The 21,724-nt window shown below is 55.5% G+C and carries 22 protein-coding genes; 11 read left to right on the plus strand and 11 right to left on the minus strand.

The annotated features are described in order from the left end of the window. Complete coding sequence (locus NCG89_RS15600; RefSeq protein ID WP_251087485.1) at window positions 1-1,149, minus strand: acyl-CoA dehydrogenase family protein; 1,149 nt, start codon at window positions 1,147-1,149, stop codon at window positions 1-3. 123 nt (window positions 1,150-1,272) lie between these two features. Between NCG89_RS15600 and NCG89_RS15605 the strand changes: the two genes are divergently transcribed. Continuing rightward, a complete protein-coding gene (locus NCG89_RS15605) occupies window positions 1,273-1,695 on the plus strand; it encodes a hotdog fold thioesterase (RefSeq protein WP_251087486.1) in 423 nt (140 codons plus the stop codon). Further along, window positions 1,692-2,393, plus strand: a complete 702-nt coding sequence (trmH, locus tag NCG89_RS15610; protein WP_251087487.1) for a tRNA (guanosine(18)-2'-O)-methyltransferase TrmH — start codon at window positions 1,692-1,694, stop codon at window positions 2,391-2,393. Before NCG89_RS15605 ends, trmH begins: the two co-directional genes overlap by 4 nt. 10 nt (window positions 2,394-2,403) lie before the next feature. On the opposite strand, the gene NCG89_RS15615 is transcribed toward trmH, so the two are convergent. Then, window positions 2,404-3,312, minus strand: a complete 909-nt coding sequence (locus NCG89_RS15615; RefSeq protein WP_251087488.1) for a LysR family transcriptional regulator — start codon at window positions 3,310-3,312, stop codon at window positions 2,404-2,406. A gap of 187 nt (window positions 3,313-3,499) precedes the next feature. On the opposite strand from NCG89_RS15615, the gene cysC reads away from it, so the two are divergent. Next, window positions 3,500-4,111 carry an adenylyl-sulfate kinase gene (cysC, locus tag NCG89_RS15620; protein WP_251087489.1) on the plus strand — a complete coding sequence of 204 codons (612 nt, stop codon included), beginning with the start codon at window positions 3,500-3,502 and terminating at the stop codon, window positions 4,109-4,111. A 109-nt stretch (window positions 4,112-4,220) separates the two neighbouring features. Further along, a complete protein-coding gene (gene sat / locus NCG89_RS15625; protein WP_251087490.1) occupies window positions 4,221-5,411 on the plus strand; it encodes a sulfate adenylyltransferase in 1,191 nt (396 codons plus the stop codon). Between the two features lie 292 nt (window positions 5,412-5,703). Here sat and NCG89_RS15630 read toward each other — a convergent pair whose 3' ends face one another. Continuing rightward, window positions 5,704-6,357, minus strand: a complete 654-nt coding sequence (locus NCG89_RS15630) for a TetR/AcrR family transcriptional regulator (protein WP_251087491.1) — start codon at window positions 6,355-6,357, stop codon at window positions 5,704-5,706. A gap of 640 nt (window positions 6,358-6,997) precedes the next feature. On the opposite strand from NCG89_RS15630, the gene NCG89_RS15635 reads away from it, so the two are divergent. The 7 genes from NCG89_RS15635 (at window position 6,998) to NCG89_RS15665 (ending at window position 15,665) form a co-directional block, all read left to right on the plus strand. After that, window positions 6,998-8,251: a cytochrome P450 gene (locus tag NCG89_RS15635; RefSeq protein ID WP_251087492.1), complete on the plus strand. Its 1,254-nt coding sequence runs from the start codon at window positions 6,998-7,000 to the stop codon at window positions 8,249-8,251. A 5-nt stretch (window positions 8,252-8,256) separates the two neighbouring features. Then, window positions 8,257-9,480 carry an acyl-CoA dehydrogenase family protein gene (locus NCG89_RS15640; RefSeq protein WP_251087493.1) on the plus strand — a complete coding sequence of 408 codons (1,224 nt, stop codon included), beginning with the start codon at window positions 8,257-8,259 and terminating at the stop codon, window positions 9,478-9,480. Between the two features lie 10 nt (window positions 9,481-9,490). Beyond that, window positions 9,491-10,513 carry a phosphotransferase family protein gene (locus tag NCG89_RS15645; RefSeq protein WP_251087494.1) on the plus strand — a complete coding sequence of 341 codons (1,023 nt, stop codon included), beginning with the start codon at window positions 9,491-9,493 and terminating at the stop codon, window positions 10,511-10,513. 25 nt (window positions 10,514-10,538) lie between these two features. Beyond that, window positions 10,539-12,005: an aldehyde dehydrogenase family protein gene (locus NCG89_RS15650; protein WP_251087495.1), complete on the plus strand. Its 1,467-nt coding sequence runs from the start codon at window positions 10,539-10,541 to the stop codon at window positions 12,003-12,005. Window positions 12,006-12,234: 229 nt separating this feature from the next. Continuing rightward, complete coding sequence (locus NCG89_RS15655) at window positions 12,235-13,332, plus strand: NAD(P)-dependent alcohol dehydrogenase (RefSeq protein ID WP_251087496.1); 1,098 nt, start codon at window positions 12,235-12,237, stop codon at window positions 13,330-13,332. A gap of 42 nt (window positions 13,333-13,374) precedes the next feature. Further along, window positions 13,375-14,880, plus strand: a complete 1,506-nt coding sequence (locus NCG89_RS15660; RefSeq protein WP_251087497.1) for an AMP-binding protein — start codon at window positions 13,375-13,377, stop codon at window positions 14,878-14,880. Beyond that, on the plus strand, window positions 14,877-15,665 hold the full coding sequence (locus tag NCG89_RS15665) for an enoyl-CoA hydratase/isomerase family protein (RefSeq protein ID WP_251087498.1): 789 nt from the start codon (window positions 14,877-14,879) through the stop codon (window positions 15,663-15,665). Before NCG89_RS15660 ends, NCG89_RS15665 begins: the two co-directional genes overlap by 4 nt. A gap of 226 nt (window positions 15,666-15,891) precedes the next feature. On the opposite strand, the gene NCG89_RS15670 is transcribed toward NCG89_RS15665, so the two are convergent. The 8 genes from NCG89_RS15670 to dapD form a co-directional block, all read right to left on the minus strand. Then, window positions 15,892-16,299 (minus strand): VOC family protein, encoded by a 408-nt coding sequence (locus tag NCG89_RS15670; protein ID WP_251087499.1) that lies wholly within the window; start codon window positions 16,297-16,299, stop codon window positions 15,892-15,894. A gap of 53 nt (window positions 16,300-16,352) precedes the next feature. After that, entirely contained in the window at window positions 16,353-16,901 is a 549-nt protein-coding gene (locus NCG89_RS15675; RefSeq protein ID WP_251087500.1) for a YaeQ family protein, read from the minus strand. Window positions 16,902-16,981: 80 nt separating this feature from the next. Next, window positions 16,982-17,407 carry a YqaA family protein gene (locus tag NCG89_RS15680; protein ID WP_251087501.1) on the minus strand — a complete coding sequence of 142 codons (426 nt, stop codon included), beginning with the start codon at window positions 17,405-17,407 and terminating at the stop codon, window positions 16,982-16,984. Next, window positions 17,407-18,069 carry a gamma-glutamyl-gamma-aminobutyrate hydrolase family protein gene (locus tag NCG89_RS15685; RefSeq protein WP_251087502.1) on the minus strand — a complete coding sequence of 221 codons (663 nt, stop codon included), beginning with the start codon at window positions 18,067-18,069 and terminating at the stop codon, window positions 17,407-17,409. The genes NCG89_RS15680 and NCG89_RS15685 overlap by 1 nt, the downstream gene beginning before the upstream one ends. Continuing rightward, the gene (locus tag NCG89_RS15690; protein WP_251087503.1) at window positions 18,066-19,079 is read right to left on the minus strand and encodes an amidoligase family protein; all 1,014 of its coding nucleotides are present in this window, start codon (window positions 19,077-19,079) and stop codon (window positions 18,066-18,068) included. Before NCG89_RS15690 ends, NCG89_RS15685 begins: the two co-directional genes overlap by 4 nt. Before the next feature lie 2 nt (window positions 19,080-19,081). Further along, window positions 19,082-20,215, minus strand: coding sequence for an AI-2E family transporter (locus tag NCG89_RS15695; protein WP_251087504.1), 1,134 nt, complete (start codon window positions 20,213-20,215; stop codon window positions 19,082-19,084). A gap of 111 nt (window positions 20,216-20,326) precedes the next feature. After that, a complete protein-coding gene (locus tag NCG89_RS15700) occupies window positions 20,327-20,509 on the minus strand; it encodes a PLDc N-terminal domain-containing protein (protein ID WP_251087505.1) in 183 nt (60 codons plus the stop codon). 164 nt (window positions 20,510-20,673) lie between these two features. Then, the gene (dapD, locus tag NCG89_RS15705; protein WP_251087506.1) at window positions 20,674-21,711 is read right to left on the minus strand and encodes a 2,3,4,5-tetrahydropyridine-2,6-dicarboxylate N-succinyltransferase; all 1,038 of its coding nucleotides are present in this window, start codon (window positions 21,709-21,711) and stop codon (window positions 20,674-20,676) included. Window positions 21,712-21,724 lie beyond the last annotated feature (13 nt).

The following is a 21,724-nucleotide window of genomic DNA, read 5'->3' on the forward strand; positions in this document are numbered from 1 at the left end:
CTATTTGAGCAGCTCCCGGCCCACAATCAGCTTCATGATTTCGTTGGTGCCGGCATAAATCCGCTGCACCCGCGCGTCAGCAAAGGCCCGGGCGACCGGGTACTCCCACATATAGCCGTAGCCGCCGTGAAGCTGCAGGCACTCGTCAATCACTTTGCACTGCATGTCGGTGCACAACATTTTGGCCTGGGCGGCCATCACCGAATCGAATTTGTGCTCGATATGCAGCTCCAGACAGCGGTCCAGATAGACTCGGGCAACCTGTACCTCGGTAGCCAGCTCTGCCAGTTTGAACTGGGTATTTTGAAAGGCGGCGATGGGCGAGCCGAAGGCCTTCCGCTCTTTTACGTAGGCAATGGTCTGCTCAAGTATGGATTCGGCCGTGGCCACCCCGGTCATCGCGACGCTGAGGCGCTCCTGGGGCAGGTCTTGCATCAGGTAGATAAAGCCCTTGCCCTCTTCCCCCAACAGCTGGGACTTGGGCAGGCGCACATCCTGAAAGAACAGCTCAGAGGTGTCCTGGGCCTTCATACCCACTTTTTCGAGATTGGTGCCCTTGCTGAACCCCGGGGTGCCCGCTTCCACCAGAAAAAGGCTGGTGCCTTTGGCGCCACCCTTGGGGTCGGTCTTGGCTACTACAATCACCAGGTCGGCGTGCTGGCCATTGGTGATAAAGGTTTTGGAGCCGTTGAGAATATAGTCGTCGCCGTCTTTGGTGGCGGTGGTTTTGATGCCTTGCAGGTCTGAGCCGGCGGCGGGCTCGGTCATGGCAATGGCCATCACAATTTCGCCACTGACGCATTTTGGCAGGTACTTGTGTTTCTGCTCTTCGCTGCCGTAGCGCTGAATGTAGGGTACGGCAATATCCGAGTGCAGTCCCCAGCCAATGCCGGTGAAACCACTGCGGGCGATCTCTTCATTCACAATGCCGTGATGGCGGAAGTCGCCGCCGAAGCCGCCGTATTCTTCCTCTATGCTGGGGCACAAAAAGCCCTGCTCACCGGCCTTGTTCCACAACTGGCGATCAACCTGGCCGTCTTTCTCCCACTGTGCGTGGTAGGGGGCGGCCTCGGTCTCCAGGAATTTGCGTACCGAAGCCCGGAGCAGTTCGTGCTCCTCCTGATAAACCGTGCGGGGCATGCTGATCATAAGTGACTCCTTCGGGTTATACTTGCCGTCGTTTGGCTTATGTTAGCAGAGTAAACTTATTTTGCCAGTATCGGCAAAAATGCGAAAAACGCATTGAATAACAGTGAGTTGGAGGAAGTGTTTATGGCTATTTGGAGGCGGGAGTGCAGCGCGGAAGAGTTGAATGTGCAGATGCGCAATACCCTGGCAGAAACCCTGGATATCCGCATTGAGGAGGTCGGCGACGATTTTATCGCTGGCTCCATGGTGGTGGACAAACGCACGCATCAGCCTTACGGCATTCTCCATGGCGGTGCCTCAGTGGCGCTGGCGGAAACCTTGGGTAGTGTGGCGGCGTCGATGTGCTGTGCGCCGGGCTTTGGTTGTGTGGGCTTGGACATTAATGCCAACCATATCCGCGCGGTGACGACGGGGCGGGTTTATGGCAAAGCCACCGCGGCCCATGTTGGCCGTACCACCCAGGTGTGGGAAATCACCCTGGAGAATGAAGAAGGCAAGAAAGTGTGTGTATCGCGTCTGACCATGGCAGTGATTCCCCGCCCATGACCCCCGAACGATGCCAGCGATTGCGGGCAGTGCTCGACCGGCGCCAGCCCGATTTAAGTCTGATCACCGACAACGTCCATAAGGGGCGTAACTTGTCCGCCGTAATCCGCAATGCCGATGCGGCGGGGGTCAGTACCTTGCACTGCGTGCTGGAAGAACGGGAGTACCGCGCTTTTCGCGGCACCGCGATGGGTAGCCAGCAATGGGTGGAGGTGCGGCGGCACCCGGATATTAGCGGGGCGATAGCCCGTCTGCAGGCCGAGGGTGTGCAGGTGCTGGCGGCCCACCTGAGTGAGGTATCGGTGGATTATCGTGAAGTGGATTACACCCGGCCGACCGCCATCTTGCTGGGCGCGGAAAAGCGCGGGGTAAGCAGCGAGGCGCTGGCATTGGCCGATGCCCATATCACCATTCCCATGGTGGGCATGGTGCAGTCGTACAATGTGTCGGTGGCGTCGGGAATATTGTTGGCCGAGGCGCAGTATCAGCGGCAGAAGGCGGGCATGTATGACCAGCGACGATTGCCCGACGATGTCTATGAGCGTCTGTTCTTTGAGTGGGCTCACCCCGAACTGACCCGCTTTTGTCAGCAGCGGGGGTTGGCCTATCCCCCCTTGGGTGAGGATGGCGAGCTGCAAGACCCGCCCGGCTGGTACGCTGAGGTGAGAGCGGGCCGCGCTGCCATGGTGGCGGGCTAAGCCGGACCGGTCAGCTTTTCTCTTTCAATAGCTGTTCCGCCTCGGCCTTGCGGCACAGCTCAATCCAGAATTCGACGGCGGCTTTGGGGTGGCGCTTTTTGGGCAGGGCAATGTAAAAGCGGCGGCGCATATCCCGGCGGGCGAGTTTGAGGGGCACCAGCTCGCCATTGCGAAAATCATTCTGCAGCACCACCCGCGACAGGCAGCCGATGCCCAGGCCCGAAGTGACCGCACTTTTGATCGCCTCATTGTGTTTGAACTCCCGGTAGATATTGATCTCCGGCAGCAGGCCCGCCAGGGCCCGGTCAAAGGTGTGGCGGGCACCGGAGTCGGGCTCGCGCAATATCCATTTGGCCTCTTTGATATCCCGGTTACTTAAGGTCTGCTTTTCGGCCAGGGGGTGGTCGGCGCTGCAAAACACAATCAGCTCGTCCTCCATCCAGGGAATCATCTCCAGCTCCCGGTGCTGTACTTCCCGCTCGATCAGGCCCACATCAACCTCGTAGTTCAACACCTTGGCGACAATCTCGGGTGTGTTGGCGGTGTGCAGCTGCACATCGGCCTCGGGGTAGCGGGCCAGATAGTCGGCCAGGTAGCGCACCACCAGGTGATTGCCGATGGTAAAACTGGCGCCCACCCGCAGGTGGCCGATCTCGCCGTGGCGTTGCATGGCATCATCAAACTGCTGGCAGTGCTCCAGCAGGGTTTCCGCCTGTTTGCGCAGGGTGTGGCCAACCGGATTTAAGCTAAGCTTGTTGCCCTGACGGTGAAACAAATCCACCCCGTAGTTGCGCTCCAGGTTTTGCAGGGCGGCGCTGGCAGCCGACTGGGACATGGCGAGTTGATCCGCTGCCCGGGTCACATTTTGGTGGCGGGCCACCGCCAGAAAAACCTCAAGTTGGCGCAGGGTAAATCTCACAGCGATTCTCTTTTATTGGGGGTGAGGGGGGAGATCAAGGCATCGATAAAATCGATACTGAGTATAGTAATATCCCATTTTACTTGTAGCAAGGCGGTCGCTAAGATCACCTCCGTTTAGTGCTCCGCCTGGCTGAAACGGCCCGCCGGAGACGGATTTGCGGCAACCAGAGAATGGGGACGAAGTAATGACAGAAGTGAAAGCGACCAACGTGCATTGGCACGATGGCGAAGTGAGCCGGGAAGATCGCAACGCGCTGCTCAAGCAAAAGGGGGCCACCCTGTGGTTCACCGGTTTGTCTGGCAGCGGCAAAAGCACCGTTGCTGTTGCCCTGGAAAAGGCGCTGACTGAAAAAGGTCACCTGTGCTACCGCCTGGACGGCGACAATATTCGTCTGGGTATTAACAAAAACCTGGGCTTCAGTGCTGAGGACCGTGCAGAGAACATTCGCCGCATCGGTGAGATCGCCAAGCTGTTTGTCGACACCGGTGTGATCGTGCTGTCCAGCTTCGTTAGCCCCTATCGGGAAGACCGCGACAACGTGCGCAAACTGCACGACGAGGGTGACATGGACTTTATCGAAGTCTATGTTGACGTGCCCCTGAGTGTGGCCGAAGAGCGCGACCCCAAAGGTCTGTACAAGAAGGCCCGCGCGGGTGAGATCAAAAACTTCACCGGTATCGACGACCCCTATGAGGCGCCCACCAAGCCGGAGCTGGTTTTGAACAGCCACGAGCTGAGCCTGGAAGAAGAAGTCGATGTGCTGCTCAAAATGCTGAGTGAGCGCGGCATTATCTAAAGGTTTTTTGGCCCGCCATCATTTGCTTGGGTGGGCAGAGCGTTTCTCAAATGCAGTCGCACGCTACGGTGCGCCTCGATGCAAACATAGATGCAAACGGAGTTATCTGATGATTAAGCCCCACGGCGCCGACGAACTGAAACCGTTGTTCGTTTATGACACTGAAAAACACCACGCCCTGATCAGCGAAGCGGAAAGCCTGCCTTCTATCATGATCAGCTCTGCCGCCGCCGCCAACGCGGTAATGCTGGGCGCCGGTTACTTCACCCCCCTGAGCGGTTACATGAACCTGGCCGACGCCCTGAGCGTTGCCGAGAACCTGCACACCACCGACGGCCTGTTCTGGCCTGTACCCATACTCAACCTGTTGAGCGACCTGCAAGGCGTGAGCGCTGGCCAGCGTGTTGCCCTGCGTGACCCCAACGTTGAAGGTAACCCGGTATTGGCGATCATGGATATTGAAGCCATCGATACCGCCACTGCCGAGCAGATCGACTTTATGGCCGAGAACATCTTCGGCACCCTGGATGGAGATCACCCCGGTGTGAAAACCTTCAAGGCTCAGGGCAACTACGTGCTGTCTGGCCCCATTGAAGTGTTGAGCTTTTCCTACTTCCAGAGTGACTTTCCCGACACCTTCCGCACCGCCGTTGAAATTCGCAACGAAATGGCCGAGCGCGGCTGGGAAAAGGTTGTTGCCTTCCAAACCCGTAACCCCATGCACCGCGCCCACGAAGAGCTGTGCCGTATGGCCATGGAAGATCTGGGCACCGACGGCATTCTGATCCACATGCTGCTGGGCAAACTGAAAGCCGGTGATATTCCTGCCCACGTTCGCGATGCTGCCATCCGTAAAATGGTAGATGTGTACTTCCCCAAAAACACGGTGATGATCACCGGTTACGGCTTTGACATGCTCTACGCTGGCCCCCGTGAAGCGGTACTGCACGCGGTATTCCGTCAAAACTGTGGCTGTACTCACCTGATTGTGGGTCGCGACCATGCCGGTGTAGGTGACTACTACGGCGGCTTTGACGCGCAAACCATCTTCGACGAGAAAGTGCCCGAAGGCGCACTGGATATCGAAATCTACCGTGCCGACCACACTGCCTACTCCAAGAAACTGGACCGGGTCGTGATGATGCGCGACGCGCCCGATCATGCCAAAGAAGACTTCGTGTTGCTGTCGGGCACCAAGGTGCGCGAGATGCTGGGCCAGGGCATTGCGCCACCGCCCGAGTTCTCCCGCCCCGAAGTGGCCAAGATTCTGATGGATTACTATCAGTCTCTGGATAGCTAAGGCGAGTTGCTGCGCTGTGCTGAATAGTCCAGCGAGCGCGGCGATGCTGTCTACGTGAACAGTTGATGTGAGCGAAAGACCTGGAAAATCCGAAGTCGGTGCTGGCTTCGGATTTTTTTATGCTTCTGCAACAGCCGAGACCTCTTTAGCGTCTCAGGCTTCAGTTTCTACAACCACTCTGTCCTTCCAGCAGAGCGAGTTGTGCCAGCGCTTAAGCCGCTGTGCTCAGAGGCGCAGTGTGAGGGCGAAAGTGGGTGCCCGGTTTGGGGTGGGTAGCGATTGTCGACGAGGGTTAGCGCTGAAATTCCTTCCCCGCCAATGCGGACCAGGTGATGTGTGCCCAGGCATCGCAAGTTTCGTCGAGCTTTTCGTCGGTTAGTAATTCAGGTTGTAAAGTGCTGACACTGTCGATTGCCAGCGTCAGTAAGCTCGCGACCATGGGTCCCGCGAGGGGATTACCTCTCCCTGCCGCCTTGAGTTGTTCCGCTGCTTTCACACTACTGTGACTGAGGGATTCCCGCATGTCTCGGGAAAGTTTCGCAACCTCTGAATTGGTTTGGGCTGTTTGATGCAACGCTGAAAGCACCACATAGTGATTCCGGTACGTGCTCAGTATGCCTTTCAGCGTGTTGCGGATGTCGTGATAGGTTGTATTGGCGGCATTGATAAACCAGTCGCCGGCAGACTCGATTATTTCGATCCTCACCTGTTCAAACAGGTGGGTCACCAGATCGGCTTTGTCCTTATAGTTGAGATAAAACGTCGCTCGCGAAATTCCGGCCGTTTCAGATAGTCGGTCGATTGTGGTAGTCGAAAACTCTTCCCCGTTTTCTAGAAGCTCCTCCATCGCAAGAAGTAACTTCTTGTCTATGCTCACTTTATTCCGCCGCTTCTCCCGTTCCTTGGCTATGTTTGTTTTCGCTTTTCGGCTGGCGGCGTTAGCCATAATGGTCCCCAGAGTGGCGTGATCAAAGCGTGGGAAGTATAGCGGATTGCGGGGGTGGGGTCTAAGATCCGTATAGGTTTTAAAACAGTTTGATACAAAAATTAGACATGTCGTCTAAAGTGGTTTACAGTTTGCTTAAGTTGAGGTCGAGAGCCTCAAAGTCAAAATAACAAGGTGGGAATAATGAGCATAAACGCTGCCTTAACGACCCGTTTGTTGGAATCCGTTATCTCGACATCTATTGGATTTCTTGCCTTTTCTGACAGTCGTCGTAAGTCACGTATACCGGAAGAGGTAGTGGTTGCCGCGCAGAAAAGATCTGGGCGCGTCAACGATGCGTCTATGGCGACTGGTATTAACAGATCCTGATAATGATTACTAAAAATGTAGCTTTTACTACAAAGCGCAAAATGCTTCGTCGTTAAACAGGGGGTCTATGAGTTAACCGATACTCGGATAAGCTACATGTATACCCCTGGCAGCTTAGCGTAACCATTTTCGGTAATAACCTCGGTTTGAAAAATATATCAATTGGTAGGTTGTACGCCGAGCTCGGTGCCAATGTATCGCTTAATTCATCGGTAATCTGTGCATGAAACTAAAGTGGGATGTTTGATAGTTTGGGTAGGTGGGAAACGACATGACAACAAAGGTTAATCAGCAGTCTACGCCTCTAATGCTGGCGGAGCCGGATAATTTCAACGCGGGATTTCCCCATGCGCTGTTTCGTGAGTTGCGGGAAGCTAGCCCGGTGTGCTGGAGTGAATGGTCGGGCGGTAAGGGCTTCTGGGCTATTACAAAGTACGAAGACGTTGGCTTTGTTGGCAGCACGCCGGGCATTTTCTCGTCTGCCAGTGAGAACGGTGGCCATCGTATTTTTGAGGAGCAACTCTCAGGGCTAGCGAATACCGGTGCAAGTGGCAGTACGCCTGTGGGTGCGCCGTTTATCTCGAGAGATGCGCCTTTGCAGGCAGAGCAACGGGTTCCAGTAATGCGCTCGGTGTCGAGTAATCGGTTGCTTGATATGACAAACCGTATTCGCGAGCGGATCTCACTGCTTTTAGATAAAGCGATTGATTCTGACGAGTTAGAGCTTGTTGAGAGTGTCTCTGCGCCAATCCCCATTAAAACGCTGGTGGAGCTGCTTGATCTACCCGTTAGTATGGAAGGCAAGCTTTACGAGTGGACCAATGCGCTGATCGGTGAAGACGATCCTGAGTTTCGACAGTCGCCTGAGTATATGGGGCAAGTCATGGCGGAGCTGGCGGAATATTTCCTCGCGTTGCGGGTAGAACGCCAGGGCACTGATCGCAGTGATGTGGTGACCATGCTGGCGACGGACCGTAGTGGCAATGAGGTTCCCGTTGAGGATTTTCTGGCCAATATCATTCTTGTGTTGGTGGGTGGAAATGAAACGACCCGCAATTCTATATCGGGTGGCATGCTGGGCTTTGCGCAAAATCCTGAGCAGTGGTCGCTTCTGAAATCCAAGCCGGAACTGATCCCCAACGCGGTCAATGAAATTGTTCGCTGGGTTACACCGGTGATGCATATGCGCCGTACGCTCATGGAAGATTGCACTCTGCGCGGAGTCACCATGAAGAAAGGTGAAAAAGTCCTTATGTGGTATCCCTCTGCAAATAGGGATGAGGAAATTTGGACTGATCCGGATCGTTTTGATATTAGCCGTGACATTGTAAAACACCGTGGTTTTGGTGCGGGCGCACATATCTGTGTAGGCAGTCGTCTTGCCGAACTGCAAATTAGTATTTTCCTCGAAGAGTTGCTCAAGCGTTGCGAACATTTCGAGTTAAATGGGGATGTTGCGCGCATTCGCTCTAATTTTATTTGCGGTATTAAATCCTTGCCGCTTCGCTTCGATTGGAAAAAGTGAGAAATATGATGAATGCAACTACGCCAGTAGTTAGTGACGCGCGGGTCGAAGAAGTCCATGACGCGCTGCGGCAGTTTATGGAAGAGCATATTTATCCGAACGAAGATCGCTATCGCCTGGAACTTAAGGCGCTGAGTGATAGAAGAGGTTTTCTCCCGATTCTTTCTGAGCTTCGTGAGCTCGCTAAATCTCGGGGTTTGTGGAATCTGTTTTTCTCGAATCAAACTCTGGGCAGCGGCTTCAGCAACTATCAGTACGCACCACTCGCTGAAACGATGGGGCGGGTTATGTGGGCGTCAGAGGTATTCAATTGCCACCCGCCGGAAAGCGGCAATATGGAGCTGCTTCACCACTACGCCAGTGAACAGCAGAAGCAGCAGTGGCTGATCCCTTTGGCAGAAGGGCGTATTCGCAGCGCCGTGGCAATGACCGAACCACAAGTGGCGTCGAGTGATGCAACTAATGTTGAAACAGAAATACTCCGCGACGGCGATGACTACGTTATCAACGGCCGAAAATGGTTTATCAGTGGCGCGATGCATTATGACTGCCAGTTGCTGATCGTGATGGGCAAGACCGATCCGAATCATGTCAACGTTCATCAACAGCAGTCACAGATTCTGGTGCCCATGAATACACCGGGGGTGGAAATTGTTCGTCCACTCACAGTAATGGGTTACGACGACGCGCCTTTAGGGCGCGCCGAGTTGCGCTTCACCAATGTCAGAGTGCCGGTCAGCAACATGATTCTCGGTGAAGGTCGGGGGTTTGAAATCGCCCAGGGACGCCTCGGCCCGGGGCGACTTCACCACTGCATGCGGCTCATCGGTTGTGCCCAGCGCGCACTCGAGGAGATGGTAAAGCGCGCTGAATCGCGAGTGGCCTTTGGTAAGCCATTGTCGCAACAGGGTAGCGTGCGTGAGGATATCGCCCGTTCCGTGTGTGAGATTGAGCAGGCCCGGCAATTGACCTTGATGGCAGCGCGTCGCCTGGATGACGTTGGTGCCAAGGAGGCTCGCGATATGATTGCGATGATCAAGATCGTTGCACCCAATATGGCGCAGCAGGTTTTGGATCGCGCGATCCAGCTGCATGGTGCAGGCGGTTTAACGGAAGATTTTTTCCTCGCAGAGGCGTTTACTTATGCGCGCTGGTGTCGAATCGCCGACGGTCCGGACCAGGTGCACCTGACCTCTCTGGCGAAGCAAACGATCAAAAAATACGCATAGGTCGATTGCGATGACGGCGATTAATTTTATTAACACCAACGCTTTGGCAACCTATCTGCGCGAGCGGGATATTCTGCCGGTTAAACATCTCTCGGCAGAAAAATTTCCGGGCGGCCAATCCAATCCTACTTTTTCGGTGGCGATTGACGGCAAGCGCTATGTATTGCGGCGTAAACCACCGGGCCAGTTATTAAAGTCCGCCCATGCGATCGACCGGGAATTTCGGGTCATGGACGCATTGGGCAAAGCGGGCTTCCCGGTGCCGGCAATGCTGCATTACTGTGATGATGAATCCGTGATCGGCAGCGAGTTTTATTTGATGGAATACGTTGATGGACGCATTTTATGGGCGCCATCCCTGCCGGATTACCGACCAGCAGAGCGTGCTGAAATTTTCGATGCCATGAACAGCACGCTCGCTGCGCTGCACCGTCTTGATGTGAATAAGATTGGTCTCGGTGATTACAGCCGTCGTGGTGATGCCTATTTCGAACGGCAGCTGTCGCTTTGGATAAAGCAGTACCGTGCGGCGGAGACCAGCACACTGGGTGAGCTGGAAACGGTTATTACCTATCTACAGCAAAATCTGCCGCCCTGCGATGGTCGTGTGGTGCTCAGTCACGGTGATTATCGCCTCGATAATATGATCTTTCATCCTTCACAAGCGAAAGTGATTGCCGTCATTGACTGGGAGCTGTCGGCGTTGGGGCATCCCCTTGCTGATCTGGCTTATCAGTGTATGCAGTGGCGCTTGCCTGAGAATAGCGAGTTGGCGGGTCTGGGTTCCCTGAGTCGGCGCGAGCTGGGCATTCCGGATGAAGAGGAGTACACCAGCCGTTACTTTGAACGTACCGGTCTGAGTCGTCCGGCAAACTGGAATTATTACCTCGTGTTTTCCTACTTTCGGTTGGCGGCAATTTTTCAAGGTGTGGTGAAGCGAAGTCGAGATGGAAATTCGTCAAATAAGCGCGCTGCTGCATTGAACGACATGATTCAACCCATTGCGCACTGCGCTTTGGCACTTTGCGAATAAGAATGACAATAACAGGAGTATTGGTATGACCTGGGAATCACTGGAACTACCTCTGCTGACGCATCGCATTGGCGGTAGCGCGGTACCTTCGCCCTCGGAAGCGCGACTGGATTTGATCGATCCTTGCACCGGGAACTCCTACGGCGCAGCGCCAATTGCTTCGGCCAACACAGTGGATAATGCGGTGAATGCCGCGAGAAAGGCACTTGCCGATCCCGCCTGGGCGGATATTCCCCCTCTGGCGCGTGAAGCCCTGATGCACAAGCTTGCCGATGCCCTTGAGGCCGATATGGATTATCTGGCTTCCCTGGAAGCAATGGATACCGGTCGGCCCATTGGAATTACCAAAGCGGTTGATGTGCCGGGAGCTGTTGCCTGGCTGCGAACCTACGCCGGTTGGCCGAGCAAAATTTTCGGCTCTGAACGTAAGCTTGCTTCAACACCGGGTGAGTTCCACGCCTTTGTGCGTAAAGAGCCGGTTGGCGTGGTGGCGGCGGTGACGCCTTGGAACTTTCCGCTTATTTTGAGCATGTGGAAAATTGCACCTGCTTTAGCGGCTGGGTGTAGTGTCGTTCTCAAGCCCGCGCCAGAAACGCCGATGAGCATACTCCGCTTGGCCGATCTCGCCGCTGAAGTAGGCTTTCCTCCCGGCGTTATCAATGTGGTGCTGGGTGATGGCGCGGTTACGGGTAAGTTGCTGGTCGAGCATCCCGGTGTGGCCAAGGTTGCCTTCACGGGTTCGACCGCTACCGGTCAGCGCATTCTTGCCGCTAGCGTACCGAGTCTTAAGAAAGTCACCCTGGAACTTGGTGGTAAGTCCCCTAATATTATTTTCCCTGATGCAGACCTCCCGGCGGCGATTGCCCAGTCGGCCGCATCCTGCTTTTTCAATAGCGGACAAGTCTGTTATGCCGGCACGCGACTCTACGTGCACAAAGACCTTTATGAAGCAGTGATAATGGGCTTGCAGGAGCACGCTGAGCAGGCGGCTATCGGGCCAAGCTGGAATGCCGAGTGCAGTATGGGCCCGCTCATCAGTCAGGCGCAGTACGACAAGGTAACGGCGATGGTCGAGCGAGCGGAAGCGGTGGGTATAAAGTCGGTACCGTTAACGCATAAGCTGCCGGAGCAGGGCTTTTACTTTCCGCCTACGGTGCTTCGCGACGTGGACGGCAGTTCCGAAATCGCCAGAGAAGAAATCTTCGGTCCGGTTCTCTCGGTCATTCCCTTTGAGTCTGAGCAGGAGGTTGTCGCCATGGCAAATGATAGCGAGTACGGCCTTGCCGCCCATGTGTGGACGAAAGATCTTGGCATAGCACATCGCATGAGTAAGGCGCTGGAGGCTGGAACGGTCTTTGTGAATTGTGTGCTGCTCGCTGATCCGGCGATGCCATTCGGTGGCTATAAAAAATCGGGGCTGGGTCGGGAGAATGGCCCTGAAGCACTAGAGGCCTACCTGCAAACCAAGTCTGTGGTGATGGCCTTGCCTTAAGGAACCTCTGATTAATTACTGCGCTTGCAATCTTAACCGTCGGCGGTGCTCAAAATGCTCAATTATTTGCATATAAACTCCGTTTTTTGCGCTCCGGCGACGGCTAACCTTGCGGCGCTTAGTACGCCCCGTGAGCGCAGTGAGTGCTTTGGGTGCGCTACATTAATCAGAGTTTCCTGAATTGCAAAACGGTTTACCCGATACCAAAACAATAATGGAGAAAGACAAAATGAAAATTACCGCGGCAGTTGCCCGGCAGGCAAAAGCCCCTTTTGCGATTGAAGAACTCGACATTGATGAGCCGAGAGGCAAAGAAATCCGGGTACGCGTTTTGGGTGTGGGAGTGTGCCACACCGATATTATTTCCCGCGACCAACAGATTCCAGTGCAACTTCCGGCTGTTCTTGGACATGAGGGTGCGGGCATTGTTGAGTCTGTTGGCAGCGAGGTGTCCAAAGTTGCGCCCGGTGACAAGGTGGTAATGAGCTTTCTTTCATGTGGACATTGCCCTAGCTGCGCATCGTCCTCACCGAGTTATTGCCATGAGTTTGCCCCACTGAATTTCCTCGGGCGTCGTCCCGATGGAAGCCCAGGACTGCGGTCTGGTGCCGAGGAGGTATCGGGCCGATTTTTTGGGCAGTCCTCCTTTGCGAGCCATGCCATTGTGGAAGAAAGCAATGTCGTCAAAGTCGACGTGGATGAGGTCAGTTTGCCGCTCTTAGGTGCTTTGGGCTGCGGCTTTCAGACCGGTGCGGGCAGCATTATGAATTCACTGGCCTGCCAGCCGGGTGAAAACCTGGTCATCGTTGGCGGCGGCGCCGTGGGGATGTCAGCGGTGCTTGCTGGAGCGATCTGCGAGACCAATACCGTGTTGATTGAACTGAACGAGAGCCGTCGTGCGCTGGCGATAGAGCTGGGCGCGAAAGCGGCCTTGGATGGCAATGATCCCGACTTCCTTGAGCAGTTAGCAGCGGCTCTGCCTGGGGGCGTCAATAAGGTCTTTGATACCACCGGTATCGGCAGTGTTATCGAGAAATTCATCGGGCTGCTGGCGCCGCGTGGAATGGTAGGCCTTGTCGCTGCTGCGGCAGCTGATACCAAAGTTGCATTGGATGTCACGCAACTGGTCATTCGCGGAATTACTGTAAAAGGTATTCTGGAAGGTGATAGCCATCCCGATGTCTTTATTCCCAAACTGGTTGAGCACTTCAAAGCGGGTCGCTTCCCGGTGGAGAAAATCAGCAAAACTTTTCCGCTGGATAACATTAATCAGGCGATAGATGAGCAGAAAACATCCGCTTTTGTGAAAGCTGTTCTGCTTCCCTGAAATCGTATTCAAAAAGAATGATAAAACCGGAGATTTTCTGCCGTGCCTCATATTCACGATCATGCCCACAGTATGCCTGACAAGATAGCGATGGTTGCCCCAGATGGGCAGGCGCTGAGCTGGAAGATGCTAAACAATGCCTCTATCGCATTTGCCAATGCGCTTAATTCTCGCGGAATTCAGCCTGGTCGGGTGGTTTCCTTGATGATGGAGAACCGCGCAGAATACATGGTGGTGATGTGGGCTGCGCTGCGCTTGGGGCTTTACGTTACGCCGATCAATTGGCACCTCAAGTTTGATGAAGTGGCTCATATCGTTGAAGACTCAGACTCAGTATTACTGATCAGCTCGGCCATGCACAGGCAACTCAGTGCGAAAATGGCCTTACCTTTTGTAGATATTGATGAACCCGCGATGCGGGATTTATTTGACAGTGCACTGGCAAGTGAAGCCCACATTGTCCCGGAGTTTGAACAAAAAGAGGGGCAGGTCATGTACTACTCTTCAGGCACAACTGGAAAGCCCAAGGGCATACGTCGGCCCATGGTTGAGCGCCAGTTTGGCACGCCACCAGCGGTCGATACTTTTATCTCAGCGTCCTATGGAATTGATGACAACACAGTTTACCTGTCGCCTGCGCCGATGTATCACGCGGCACCACTCAACTGGTGTTTAGCAATATTACGTTTGGGCGGCTCACTCATTACGTTGAAGAAGTTCGAGCCGGAAAGCTTTCTGGCCAATATCGAGCGCTATGGTGTCACCCACACCCAGTTAGTGCCTACGATGTTCGTGCGGCTTTTGTCTTTGCCAGACGATATTCGGCTGAAGTATGACTTGTCCTCCCTGAAAATAGCTGTGCATGCTGCCGCCCCTTGTGCACCTGAGATCAAGCATCAGATGTTGAACTGGTGGGGCATGATCATCCACGAATACTACGGTGGCAGCGAGAGCAATGGAGTGACCGCGCTAGGACCACAGGAATGGATTGACCATCCCGGGTCAGTAGGCAAGGTCGTGTTGGGTAATTTGCATATCTGTGACGAACAGGGCAATGAGCTTGGGCCTAATAAAACCGGCACCGTCTATTTCTCAGGTCTTCCCGATTTTGAATACTATAAAGACCCCGTGAAAACCCGCGAAGCTTATAATGAAAGGGGTTACTCCACCTTGGGAGATATTGGTTATATCGATGACGATGGCTTCTTATATCTCACCGATCGCCGTGCCTTTATGATCGTTTCCGGTGGGGTAAATATCTATCCTCAAGAGATCGAAAATCTACTAATCTCCCACCCTGGAATAGCAGATGTTGCCGTGTTGGGATTGCCCAATCCCGAGTTTGGAGAAGAGGTGGTTGCCGTGATTGAACCACTCGGCGCCGTCGATTCAGAGCTTCAGTTTGTCGAAGAAGTCTCCGCATTTTGTCGCTCGAAACTGGCAGGCTTTAAATGCCCCCGTCGTATTTTTTTACAGGATGCATTACCGAGAATGCCAAATGGAAAGCTGTTGAAGAGAACGATCAAGGAGCAATTACTCGCATCATGACCACAATAATACGCCATTTTGATCCGCAAACCGGTGTGGGAGAGCTACGATTTAATCGCCCTGAGGTGTTAAATGCGATCAATGTAGTGTTGGCAAAAGATCTTGAACGAGAGTTGAATGATTTAATCTGTGTGCCGGGTTTACGCTGCCTCGTTTTGAAGGGACAGGGGCGGGCCTTTATGGCGGGTGGGGATGTCGGTGACTTTCTGGCCGCCGGAGATAATGTGGCCGAGGTTATTCGTGAACTGTTAGCTTCCCTGAACCCCGTTGTGATGACACTTCGTTCGCTGTCGTTGCCGGTGCTGGCCGTTGCCCACGGTGCGGTTGCTGGCGCTGGACTGAGTCTGCTCGCGGCTTGCGATATAGTGCTTGCCAGCGAAGACGCAAAATTTATGATGGCATACGACAAAATTGGTGCCCAACCTGATTGTGGAGGAAGTGCCTTGTTGCCATTGCTGGTCGGTGAGCGTCGCGCCACCGAGCTGATGTTTTGTGGCGCAATCTGGAATGCGGCGCAGGCGCTGGATTATGGATTGATTAACCAGGTTTGCGCTGCTTCAGCGCTTGATTTGCGTGCGAATGAGCTGGCTAGAGCGTTGGCTGTCGGACCAACAAAAGCGTTTGGACATTATAAAGATCTGCGAAATTCACGCTTAAATCATAGTTTCAAAGAGCATCTGGCGCTTGAAGGAAAACTATTTGAACAGGTATCTGAAAGCGTCGATTTTCGAGAAGGAATATTGGCTTTCACGGAACGTAGAGCACCTGAATTCCAAGGGGATTAATTCTAGCCTGGTATTTCAACGATTGATCGAGCATAAGACTATTTTGAAAAATAGTATTTTCGTTAGAAAATGTATATAAATCGACTTTCATCATTTTCTGAAGTCGATACAGATGTCTACGTTGAAGTATTTCAATTTTTGCTTTTCGTGGGTTAGCTCAATAACCTCAGTGCTTTGCTAGATAATTTTTCAAGGGATGAGTCGCCAGTCCTCGTAGTGCCGACGCTCACTTTTCAGCTGGCCCTTTCAATTCCACCCGATTCCCCTGCGGATCAGCGATATAAATCGACGGGCCAAAGCCCTCCGCGCCGTAGCGCCGCTGAATCCCTTCATGGGCGACGCCGTGCTCCTCCAGAAACCGCAAAATCCCTTCACCATCAAAGGGCGATAGCCGCAGGCAGAGGTGATCCATATTGTGGGCCTGCTCACCTGGCGGCGGGCCGCCGTCCTGTCCCAGCGGGCTGTCGATGGGCACGATATCGATGAGCGAGGTGCCGCAGCGGAGCTGGTACAAACCGATTTCCTCCTCGCTGCGCTCGGGTGTACAGCCGATGACGCGCGTATAAAAGTCGAGCATGGCTTGCAGTCTGTCGGTGCGCAGTACCACATGGTCCAGGGCTTGGGGATAAATCATGGCAAGGTTCGCCTCCCGGTAATTGACGTTGGAGATACGGCCCGAGCGGGTCCTCAGCCTTGGGCTTGGAGTAACACGCTGGGCTGAATTTCCAGGTTGGTTGTCTCGTTGGACAGCCACAGGCTGTCATCATCAAGGGTGCATTGCAGATTCATGGTGCGCTGGGCGAGTTCGGCCAGCGCTTTGGACGCCGCCGTGGCAATCTCAATAACGGTGAGTGTCGGCAGCTCGGCAAGTTCGCGTTGATTGTCCTTCCACCATTGATCTGCCGTGCGGCCGCCGTAGCTCAGTACCACGGTTTGCCGGGCCAGGCCCCGGGCTTTGCGCAGGCGCTTGACGGTGGGCTGGCCGAGCTCGATCCACAATGCAATTTCGCCGCTCGGCGATTTTTGCCACAGATCGGGCTCATCGGTGCTGCTCAGGCCCCGGGTAAATTCCAGGTCTTCATGGGCATACAGGGCAAAGGCCAGCAGCCGCAGCATCATCCGCTCGTCGGTTTCGGAAGGGTGGCGGGCGAGGGTCAGTGAGTAGCTGTGATAGTGGTGGCGGCGCAGGTCGCTGATATCGAGAGCGGCTTTGAATACAGTGGCGGTCAGGGCCATGGTGGTGAAGTTCCAAGTTTGGCAGAGTTGATGTTTTACCGCCGCATGGTACCCGGTATTGGTGCTGGCGTCAGAGCGTTTTACAGGGCCTGGTAGCCTGCAATCAGCAAGGCATAGCGCACGCTTTTGCCGAGGCCAACCAGAAAGAAGAAGGACAGTGCCGGTACCCGCATCATGCCGCCGATAACCGTGAGGGCATCGCCGCCTACCGGCAGCCAGGTCATCAGCAGGGTCCAGCGACCATAGCGATTAAACCAGCGTTGGGCGCGCTCGAGATCTGATTTGCGGGCGGGAAACCAGCGGCGGTCGGCATACTGCACCAGCCGTTCGCCCAGCCACCAGTTCACCCCGGCGCCGAGGGTGTTGCCGAGGCTGGCAAAAAACCACAGGGCGTAGGGATTGAGGCCATCGCGCAATTGGGCGATCAGCAGAATCTCTGAGTAGAAGGGCAGGATGGTGGCCGCGCCGAAGGACGCCAGAAAGAGCAGGCCGTACTGCAACAACATTACTGCACCGACTCCACCAGTTGTTTGAACAGGCGCAACTGAATCGACTTTTGCGGCAGGTATTCCGGATGCCACTGCACGCCAATGCGAAAGGGGTGCTCGGTGGATTCGATGGCCTGCACAATGTTGTCCAGATCGCGGCCGCTGACCTTCATGCCCTCGCCCAAATTCTTCACTGCCTGGTGATGCAGGCTGTTGATCCGGCAGGTGTCACTGCCAAGAATGCGGCGCAGGTGGCTGTCTGGCTCGGTGATCATCTGTTTGCGTGGCAACAGGCTGCGGCGGTTGGAGGTTTTTACCCGGACCTCGCGCAGGTCGGAAAACAGCGACCCGCCCAGCACCACGTTAAGCAATTGCGCCCCACGGCAAATGCCGAGGATGGGCATGTTGGTGCCCAGCAGGCGTTCCAGTACCGCGATTTCAAATTTGTCCCGGCGCGGGTTAATCGGCGCCACCTCGGGGGTGTCGGGCAGATAGAGCTGAGGATCAATGTCGTCGCCGCCACTGATCACAATGCCGTCCAGGTGGTCGGGCAGTTCGCTGTGATTGGGGGTGAGACGCCAGGCTTTGGCGCCGCAGCGCCACAGGGCCCAGCGAATAAACCACCAGGAAAAACGCAGGGTTTGATCGTCGCCAGTGACACCGATCAGCGGTTTGTTCATAACAGCTCCGGCACCAACCATTGGTAGCTTTGCTGGGGCCAATCGCCAAACAGGCTGTCGGTAAAGCTGTCCAGGTGTTTGCGGTAGGCCTTGCAAACCTCAAGCAGGCGCTCGGGCTGGCTGGCCAGGTTGTCTACTTGCAGCCAGTCGCGCCAGGGAGTGATCAGCCCCCAATCGGGATCGTCTATCAGACTATTGGGCAGCCGGTAGTGCAGGGTGGGGCGCGGTTTGACCCGGTCGTCGTCCACCTTCGCTCGCACTCGTGGCTCGTCGATGTGGGTGAACAGCGGCAGCATATCCAGCGCCCGATTGCGGGTTGGGTTGTAGTGCAGATAGTCGTCGATCAAGGTGTCGATATCGGGCTGGTAATCCGGGTCGAGGACCTTGAGCACATATTCCTTGGCAAAGGGGTCCACATAGGAGGTCAGCCGGCGGGTTAAGTCCACCTTGCTGCGGGCCTTGAGCCAATCAAACAGGCAAAAAAAGGCGCGCAGATAATTGAGAATGGTGGCCGCCTCGCAGTCGGGCATCTCCGGGTTGAGTTGCAGGCCAAAGGCATTGGTGGCCGCGCTGCCAGTGCCCTCGGCGCCCGCTTCCCGCAGGGCTTTGAACAGGCTCTCCATGCGCCACAGGTCGGGCATATCCACCGGTGGTCCCACCACTTCAAAGGGCACCAGTTGCTTGGCAATGGCGCCGACGACGGTTTCGGTCAGCTCGTCAAAATCGTTGCTGGTGCCGCTTTCTTTGCGCTCACGACTGAGCTTTTTGATGTAGGCAAAATCCAGCTCAACACCAAACTTGCCCAGCGCGGTGTCGACCACATCCACCTCGTAGTCTGAGATTTCCTTCGCCTTGCCGCCGAGCAGATCGGTGATGATGTCGACAATCTCGTCAATCTGCAGGCCGGTAAATTCAATCTCGACCCCCACCCGACGAAACTTGCCCTCGTGGGTTTTTGGTTGCAGTGGCAATGGCCAGAGTTGCTGGCGATAACTGTCAATGTCGGTCATGGTCATTCACTTCCTATGATATGCGCGAGGGGAGTCAGGCGTTGACTGTGCTGGCAAACCACCTGAACCAGGGTAAGTAAGGGAACCGCCAGCAATACACCTGGGGCGCCCCACAACCAGCCCCAGAAGAAAATCCATAAAAACACCACAATGGGGTTAAGACTGAAACGCAGGCCATGGACTAACGGATCAACAAATTGGCCCACAATAGCGGTAAACAGGGCAAAGCCCAGCGGCGCAGCCAGAATCATTGCGATGGTGTCGTAAGTGACGCTGCTGATGATGGCCAGCAAGCCGATCATGATGCTTACCCCGAGGTAGGGGATGTAGCGCAGTAGTGCCGCCATGGCGCCCCACAGCGCGGGGTCGGGAAAATCCGCCACCCACAATGCACAGCCGGTGACCAGGCCTACCGCAAAATTGACCGCGGTAACCGTGGTTAGGTAGCGCGACATTTGTTCCTGGGCCGCGGTGGCAACACCAATGACGGTCGCCTTGTCGCGCTGGCTCGGCAGGGTGTGAATAAATCGCTTGAGTAGCGCATCACCGGCGGTCAGCAAGAAGAACAGCATGATTACGCTAAGGGTGCCGTACACACCAAAATTTTTGGCGGTTTCCCACACTTCGCTGCGCCATCCCGGCTCGGTGAGAACCACCTGGGTGATTTGCGGGTTGCTGGGCTGACTGCTGAGGGCCTTTTCCAGGCTGTCAAAGCTGCGGCTGGCAGCGTCGACTTCGGCGCTGTTGGAGTCTACCGCATGAAACTCTTCGCGCAGGTTGGCGACGGCCTCGGGGGTTTTGCCCAGCCATTCAAGGGCGGGTTCGGACAGCATATAAACACCACCGCCGAAGGCGCCCAGGCTTAAGGCAAGGATGACCAGTGCGGCCAAACTGCGGGGAAGGCGCCAGCTCTGCAGCCGATTAACAGCGGGGCCGAGCAGCAGGGCGAAAATGACCGCTAGGGTGATGGGCAGTAATACGTCCCGGGCCACCTTCATGGTGTAGAGCACCGCCAGAATCGCGATGATGTGTACCGCCCAGGCGGTGGATTTGCCTAGCGGCAATGGCCTGTTTGATGCCTGCGGCGCGATGCCGGTTGAGGTTCCCTGTTCGTCAGCTTCTCCGCCGTGTGCCACTGGTGGTTCTCCCCTGAACTGGTGTGTTGATAGCTTGTGTTTGCTGTGCCCGGTGCCGGACGAGTTAAGGCGGGTTTGATTGCCCCGCCGCCAGCAACGCGGTTGCCCTCGTCAGCGCTCACGGGGGCCGGCAAACCACCAGATAATCAGTCCCAGTAAGGGAAGTAGCAGGATCAATACGATCCAGAGCAATTTTGCGCCTGAGCTTTCCCGGCTCTGCACAATATTAAGAATCGCCCAGATGTCGGCGATAAAGATGAGAAATCCCAGAAGTCCTGTTACCTGCAGTTCCATCGCAATCTCCCTGTCGTTAACCATACCGTTACGGTTGGGTTTAGCCAAGTGGCTGTTTTATAGAGCGGTTTTCAGGTGATGAGTTCAATCAGGTGCGGTTTGGGTTCTCCCCCTGGGCCGAAGCGGCCAGGGGGAGACAAGGCGGAGAGTGGCTTGGCAGCCGCTTAGTTGTGGGCGTGCAGCATCTCGTTTAGCGCAATGGCCGACTTGTTAGTCAGGGCCTCAATGGCGCCGTTTTTGGAGTTGCGGCGGAACAGCAGGTCAGACTTGCCTGCCAGGTCCCGGGCCTTGGCGGTACCGGCTACCGCGCCGGTGTCGTCGATCATGGCAACCACCGAGCCCGCCGTGATGTAGAGCCCGGCTTCCACGGTGCAGCGGTCGCCTAGGGGAATACCAATACCGGCATTGGCGCCGATCAGGCACTCTTTGCCCACGGAGATAATCACATTGTTGCCGCCAGACAGGGTGCCCATGGTAGAGCAGCCTCCGCCCAGGTCCGATCCGGAACCGATCATGACGCCGGCAGAGATGCGGCCTTCAATCATGCCGGGGCCTTCGGTGCCGGCATTAAAGTTCACAAAACCCTCGTGCATGATGGTGGTGCCTTCACCGAGGTAAGCGCCCAGGCGCACCCGCGCGGTGTGAGCAATGCGCACGCCAGTGGGTACCACGTAGTTGGTCATTTTGGGGAATTTGTCCACCGACATGACTTCGAGCAGCTCACCTTTCATGCGCGCTTGCAGCTGGCGCTGGGGCAGCTCGGCCAGATCGACGGCGCCCTGGTTGGTCCAGGCCACATTGGGCAAGGCGCCGAACATGCCGGTCAGGTTTTGCTGGTGGGGTTTGACCAGGCGGTGAGACAGCAGGTGCAGCTTCAGGTAAACCTCGGGCACGCTGGTGGGCGCGTCGTCAGTGGCCAGGACGGTGACCACCAGCGGTTGATCGCTGCTGGCGAGCTGGACCGCAACGTCGGCCAGGGTGTCTTCACCGCAGCCTTTGAGTGCTTCGGCCAGGGCGGCCATGGTGTCTTTGTTGGTGGCAAGGGCTTCGTTGCCGCCGGTGTAATTCACCACCGGCGCAATGGCGGCAATCAATTCGGCACTGGGTGCAACTTGTGGCTGAGGGTAGAACGTGTCGAGCCACTGGCCTTTGCTGTTTTGGGTGCCGAGGCCGAGGCCCAGGCTGAATACGCTGTCAGTCATGCGAAGATGGCGT

The organism is Spongiibacter taiwanensis (genome assembly GCF_023702635.1).
In the GTDB taxonomy this organism is placed as follows: Bacteria; Pseudomonadota; Gammaproteobacteria; order Pseudomonadales; family Spongiibacteraceae; genus Spongiibacter; species Spongiibacter taiwanensis.